A 5,771-nucleotide genomic window follows, 5' to 3' on the forward strand; every position below is an offset into this window, starting at 1 on the left:
GGGGGGGGGGCGGGGCCCCCCCCCCCCCGCCCGCCCCCCCCCCCCCCCCACTCCATTCGCCTGTATCAAGATGCGCTGCAGAATCGTTCGGAAGCCGCGGGCACCGTGCCGCATAGCGTCAGTACTCGACATTTGCGCCCCGGCTCTACCCGCTACCGGCGATCGCCCGCAGAGCCGACGACACGCCCACACCACCATTCGACCGACAGCGGCTGGACCAGCCACCGACACGCTGCCCTGGTCCCGATCACCACAGAGGCATCGACGCGGGCTGGCATCCGGCCCCGGCGATCACCCCGAGAATCTCCGCGCACATGGCTCGAGCAAGAACAGTTCTGGCGCGAGATAGTCACGCGTACCACCTCTATGCTGATTGCAGCGTCACTGGCCTACGCTTATCTACTGCTCGCGGGATACACCCACGTTCCGGACTTCTGGCGATCAGCTCTGGCGATTCTACTGATCATCGTCGCCACAGCGCTGACAGCTACCTTCTTACGTCAGGTCATCACCGCCCGCCGCGACCGTCGCATCGGCGCTGGGCTCGCCAAAGCCTCTCTGTTACTCGTCGCTCCCCTCTACCTCGCGCTACTGATAGTCGCCATCGTGATCGTCGAGTCGCTGTGGCAAAGCCCGAGGTCGAGCTGACCTTCAATACCCGCGCTGCGCGAAGGACGTCGGCGGGTGTGGGCCCCGTGAACCGTGACCTGGGGCTGGTGGAGACCGTGAACGCGCTAGGAGGATGTGGTCATGGCTGCGCCGAGGCAGTACGACCCGGGGACGCGTGAGCGGGAGGTTCGAATGGATGACGAGTGCCTGCGCGACCATAGCGTGTCCAAGTATGACGAGTGGCTGCTCCAGATAGCCGATGGCGCAGTGATCTCGGGAGCCACGGAGGAACTGCGACAATTGACAGGTTCACTCCTTGTTGAACGTAATTGCATTTCGAGTTCAGCTCTCCCACTGTCGAATACGACTGCAGGGATCAACTCCTGGCCCGTTTCCGGTGAATGAGGCCACCTGGTCTTGGTGGTTCAGTCTTGTACGTTCGTCGGGGCTTACTGCCGGGCGGTGGGGTCGTTCAGGTAGAGCCCGCAGGCGCAGTCGAATACTTCTTCTGGGCTGCCGCTGGGGATTCCGATGGGCAGCATCGAGTCTTCGTACTTGTTGCTGCCGGCCAGGTAGATCGCGAAGCCCCCATCGGCTGGCGGACCCGCCGTAACGTAGCCGCCTCAACGGCTCGGTGGTGTCGTCGGGCCACACGGCGTCGACGTGGGCGAACTCGCCGCGGAAAGCGTGTGGAGACAGTTTTCAGTGACGGCCAGCTGGTGGCGGCGTGGTCGCGGAGTTTCCTCGACAGTGATGATTTCGTCGAGTCCGGCGGCACTGGCATGGCCCCGATCCTGCCCCATCATGGGCGCGTCCGACCGGATCGGCGTGTCGCCGCTGACACTGGGCACATTCGCTGTGAAGTATGCGGCGTGAGTGACGCAAGGGATTCCAATGGCCGGTGGTCGCGATGACGGCGGCGGCGGTCCCGGTGGCGATCGGCGACGCCCACCGGCGCTGTGAATCACCCCAGGTTTTGTGCCGCCTCCCATGTGGGAGATTGTTCAAGTACGAGTTCAGCGTAGTAGCTGGATTCGTACTCGTTGGGTGGGACCAGGCCCATGCTCGAGTGCGGGCGGCTGCAGTTGCACCAGTCGACCCAGGCGGCGGTGGCGTATTCGACGTCCGCGATGGTCTTGTGCGGCCCGTGATGGAAGATCGTGGTGCGGATGCACTCGGTCTTGTCGAGGCCGTTCGCCGATTCGATCAGCGCGTTGTCGTGAGCATCTCCCGCCGACCCGATCGACGCAGAAATGTCTTCCAGCGATAGCTTCTGCATCAGCCGCGTGGACGTGTACTGCGACGCGGAATCCGAATGATGTACTAGTTCACCATCTTTCACCGGATGACCGATGACCATCGCGGTCACGTTGCCACAATTCCATTCGCAGCGGAATGGTCACCACGGTGACGTCCTTGCTCGTCGGCATGCCAGGCCACAATCTTGCGGGAGAACACGTCGATGATGAACACCGCATACGCCCAGCCGGCCCATGTTCGGACATAGGCGAAGTCGGTGACCCACACCCGGTTGGATTCGGCGGCGTGGAACGCACGGTTGGGCAGGTCCCGGCCCGGATACCATCCGCGGATGGGATAGTCGTCCGTATACCCTTCGAACGTCGAATACCATTGAGGCCCAGCACTTTCATCACCCGATCCACCGCACCATAGAAGACACCCGGCATGCTGGTACGGTCCACAAGTGCACGCATCTTCACCCGCCCGTAGAGCCCTTCCGGGGTGAGCCGACGCCGGCCTGGTGATCGACCCGCCAGGCAAGGTTGCGGATCGCATCGACAGTCTGGGCGTCGGTGATGGTGCGCACGGCCGGTCGGCGTGCACGCCAAGCCCGGTAGGTGCGTGCGGCGATCTGGCAGCCCTGCTCGCGCAGAACTGCGGCATCGACCTTCCTGCGCGGCATCGAGTCCGGCGTCCACGCCCACACTCATTCGTATCGCCCGCGCGATGCACACCACTCCCAGCGCCCTCGTCAGCGCCATCAGCTGACCCCCGGCCACCATAACCCCGCCGGACGTGGAGGGTACGCCCACGGGTGTTCTCTTGCATTCTGGCGCAACCCTTTCGCTCTCCTTGGAGGCCTAGAGCCCGGTCGTCGCCGAAGACCATCGGCGACGATCCGCACACCACGTTGGCCGTGAGGTACCCTCAGTTGACATTGTCGGTATAAATCAATAAATTGGCCGTACGAATCTTAGTATTTGTACGTCCAGCGATCGGTAGTCAGGTGACCAATCTCAGTTCCGAAGCAGCACTCCTCGGTGAGGCCGAGCAGTACGACCGCGGTCAGCGATGCGATATGGACGCGGACATCGCCAAACCGCATGCCTTGGAGATAGCGCTCGCAGCCGTCCGGATCCACGGCTGCTACAGGTATTCGACCAAGTTGGACGTCGAGCGGTACTTCCGAGACGCACCGCTGATGATCGTCAGGGAGGGCACCAGTGACATTCAGCGCAATGTGATCGCCGGCCAGATCGTCGCCCGAGGAAGGATCTGAGCATGTTGCCATTGAGTGGAGTGACCGTGCTGTCACTCGAACATGCTGTCGCAGCCCCGTTCGCCACGCGACAGCTTGCTGATCTCGGCGCACGGGTGATCAAAGTCGAACGACCCGCAACAGGTGACTTCGCTCGCCAATACGACGAATCCGTCGACGGACTGGCCAGCTATTTCGTGTGGCTCAACCGGTCCAAGGAATCTATCTGCGTCGACGTCAAGAGCGAACGGGGAAATGCGATCCTCACCGACCTCGCAGATCGAGCGGATGTCATAGTACAGAATCTGGGACCCGGTGCCGCAGCTCGACTCGGTCTGGACCCCAACGAACTTCGCGAACGCGACCCTCGCAAGATCGTCCTGTCGATCACCGGCTGGGGCAGCACCGGCCCCTGGGCAGAGCGCAAGGCATATGACCTCCTCGTGCAGTGTGAGACCGGATTGCTTTCTCTGACCGGCACCCCGGACGACATGACGAAGGTCGGCATCTCCATCGCTGATATCGCCGCGGGCACGTACGGTTTTGCCAGTGTGCTCGCTGCCCTGTTCCAACGTGAGATCGCCGGTATCGGTGCAACATTGGAGGTCTCGCTGTTCGAGGCGCTGGCAGAATGGATAGGACAGCCGATGCACTTCACTGCCGGTTCTGGCACACAACCAGGTCGATTTGGGGCCCAACACGCCACGATCGCGCCGTACGGCCCATTCTCCACATCAGATGGACACGTGGTCCTCCTCGCAATTCAGAACGAACCAGAGTGGCAGCGATTGTGCACCATGGTTTTCGATGCGCCCTCGCTGGCCGGCGACCCTCGGTTCCGTTCGAACACCCTTCGTGTGACCAATCGTGACGAGTTGGATCGTGAGGTGACTTCTCGCCTCAGTCGATTCACTGTAGACGACCTCATCGATCGGCTCTCGCAGGCACGCATTGCCTTTGCCGGCGTGAACACGGTCCGCGAGCTTCTCGATCATCCGGTACTCGAGGCGCGCGACCGTTGGCGCACAGTCCACACCGAACGCGGAAGCGTGCAAGCACTGTTGCCGCCGATCCAGATGGGTACCGAGGCACGAATGGACCCCGTTCCGGCGCTTGGCCAGCACAGTGTTGCAATCGCCCGCGAACTCGGTGTCGAGGCAGACGAGATCGACAGCATGTTGTCCGCCGGACTTCTGGAGACGTCAACTGGGTCCCGGAGCATGCTGCCGAGGCCCCCTCTCACCCTGGAATGACAAAGCGTTCGAGAAAGTCCTGGTGGCCAATCGTGGTGAGATCGCGATCCGAGCATTCCGTGCTGCTTATGGGACTGTCCGATATTCCGTGAACCGGCCCGAGTGGTTCCAAGTCCAGATTGCCCCGATCAGGGCGGAGGAGGAGGGACGCTGTAGAAGATGGCAGGACGTAAGCGGCTCTCGGGGGAGGACATCGAGCGCGAACTGCGCCGCGGACGATGATCAGGGTCACGGCAGAATGAGGTTGACGCGGTGTGCGGGGCCGGCTGCAACACGCGCAGCACCGACCGGGTCAGCTCCTGCAATGGCTATCGCCACCGCGAGCTCGACACCCGGTCGGGCACGATCGATGTCGCGATCCCGAAACTGCGGTCGGGCACCTATTTTCCCGGACTGGCTCGAACGGCGCCGCAGAGCTGAGTCCGCGTCGTGTTCGGTGGTGGCCACCTGCTACCTGCTCGGGGTGTCCGCCCGCCGGATGGACAAGCTGGTCCAGTCGTTGGGCATCACCGGTCTGTGGAAGTCGCAGGTGTCGGTGATGGCTGCCGATCTGGACGAGAAGGTTGATGAGTTCGGCACCCGCCCTGTGGATTCCGGACCGTACACGTTCGTCGCCGCGGACGCTTTGACGATGAAAGTGCGTGAGGGTGGGCAGGTGATCACCACGTCGGTGATGGTGGCCACCGGCGTCAACGCCGACGGGCACCGCGAGGTACTCGGTGTGCAGATCGCCACCGGCGAAACCCACGCCGGCTGGCTCGCGTTCTTTCCGCGATCTGACCGCGCGGGGCCTGTCCGGGGTCGAGCTGGTCACCTCCGATGCCCACGCCAGGCTCGTGGAGGCCGCAGCTGCCACCCTGGGCGGTGCGAGCTGGCAGCGGTGCCGCACCCACTACGCGGCCAACCTGATGAGCGTGTGCCCGAAAGCGGCGTGGCCCGGGGTCAAGGCGGTGCTGCACTCGGTCTACGACCAGCCCGACCCCGCCGCGGTGGCTGCCCAGTACGACAAGATGCTCGACACCCTGGCCGAGACGTTGCCAGCTGTGCACGATCACCTCGACGGTGCCCGCGCCGATGTCCTGGCGTTCACCGCCTTCCCAAAGAAGTGTGGCGCCAGATCTGGTCGAACAACCCCAACGAACGACTCAACCGCGAAATACGCAGGCGCACAGACGTTGTCGGAATATTCCCGGACCGTAACTCGGTGTTCCGCCTCGTCGGAGCCGTACCTGGCCGAACAACACGACGAATGGATCGAAGGACGCCGCTACCCCAGCCTCGACGTCCTGGCCAAGGCGCGCACCACCACCACACCCGACACCGCCCAGGAGGTACAAGCACTCACCTAACCGACACGCCCGAACGAAGGATCAACCTGTACACCACGCCGAAGGATTTGACCTATTCGG

General features: G+C 63.1%; 2 protein-coding genes and 3 pseudogenes. 4 read left to right on the plus strand and 1 reads right to left on the minus strand.

Annotated features, from left to right (window positions below; all coding sequences use genetic code 11):
* Positions 1 to 366 precede the first annotated feature (366 nt).
* Positions 367 to 648, plus strand: a complete 282-nt coding sequence (locus QSJ19_RS26150; RefSeq protein WP_286323975.1) for a hypothetical protein — start codon at positions 367 to 369, stop codon at positions 646 to 648.
* Between the two features lie 925 nt (positions 649 to 1,573).
* On the opposite strand, the pseudogene QSJ19_RS26155 reads toward QSJ19_RS26150, so the two are convergent.
* Positions 1,574 to 2,506, minus strand: a pseudogene (locus QSJ19_RS26155) (IS3 family transposase); the annotation flags it as partial.
* A gap of 390 nt (positions 2,507 to 2,896) precedes the next feature.
* On the opposite strand from QSJ19_RS26155, the pseudogene QSJ19_RS26160 reads away from it, so the two are divergent.
* The 3 genes and pseudogenes from QSJ19_RS26160 to QSJ19_RS26170 all read left to right on the plus strand — a co-directional run.
* Positions 2,897 to 3,130, plus strand: a pseudogene (locus QSJ19_RS26160) (acyl-CoA dehydrogenase family protein); the annotation flags it as partial.
* Between the two features lie 2 nt (positions 3,131 to 3,132).
* Entirely contained in the window at positions 3,133 to 4,362 is a 1,230-nt protein-coding gene (locus QSJ19_RS26165) for a CaiB/BaiF CoA transferase family protein (protein ID WP_286323976.1), read from the plus strand.
* A gap of 240 nt (positions 4,363 to 4,602) precedes the next feature.
* Positions 4,603 to 5,711: pseudogene (locus QSJ19_RS26170) on the plus strand (IS256 family transposase); the annotation flags it as partial.
* Positions 5,712 to 5,771 lie beyond the last annotated feature (60 nt).

Origin of the sequence: Gordonia sp. ABSL11-1 (assembly GCF_030315685.1) — a bacterium.
In the GTDB taxonomy this organism is placed as follows: Bacteria; Actinomycetota; Actinomycetes; order Mycobacteriales; family Mycobacteriaceae; genus Gordonia.

Bases quoted from the DNA above. Each gene is read 5' to 3' on its own strand.
- QSJ19_RS26165 (WP_286323976.1), top strand. From the start codon at position 3,133: ATGTTGCCATTGAGTGGAGTGACCGTGCTGTCACTCGAACATGCTGTC.
- QSJ19_RS26150 (WP_286323975.1), top strand. From the start codon at position 367: ATGCTGATTGCAGCGTCACTGGCCTACGCTTATCTACTGCTCGCGGGA.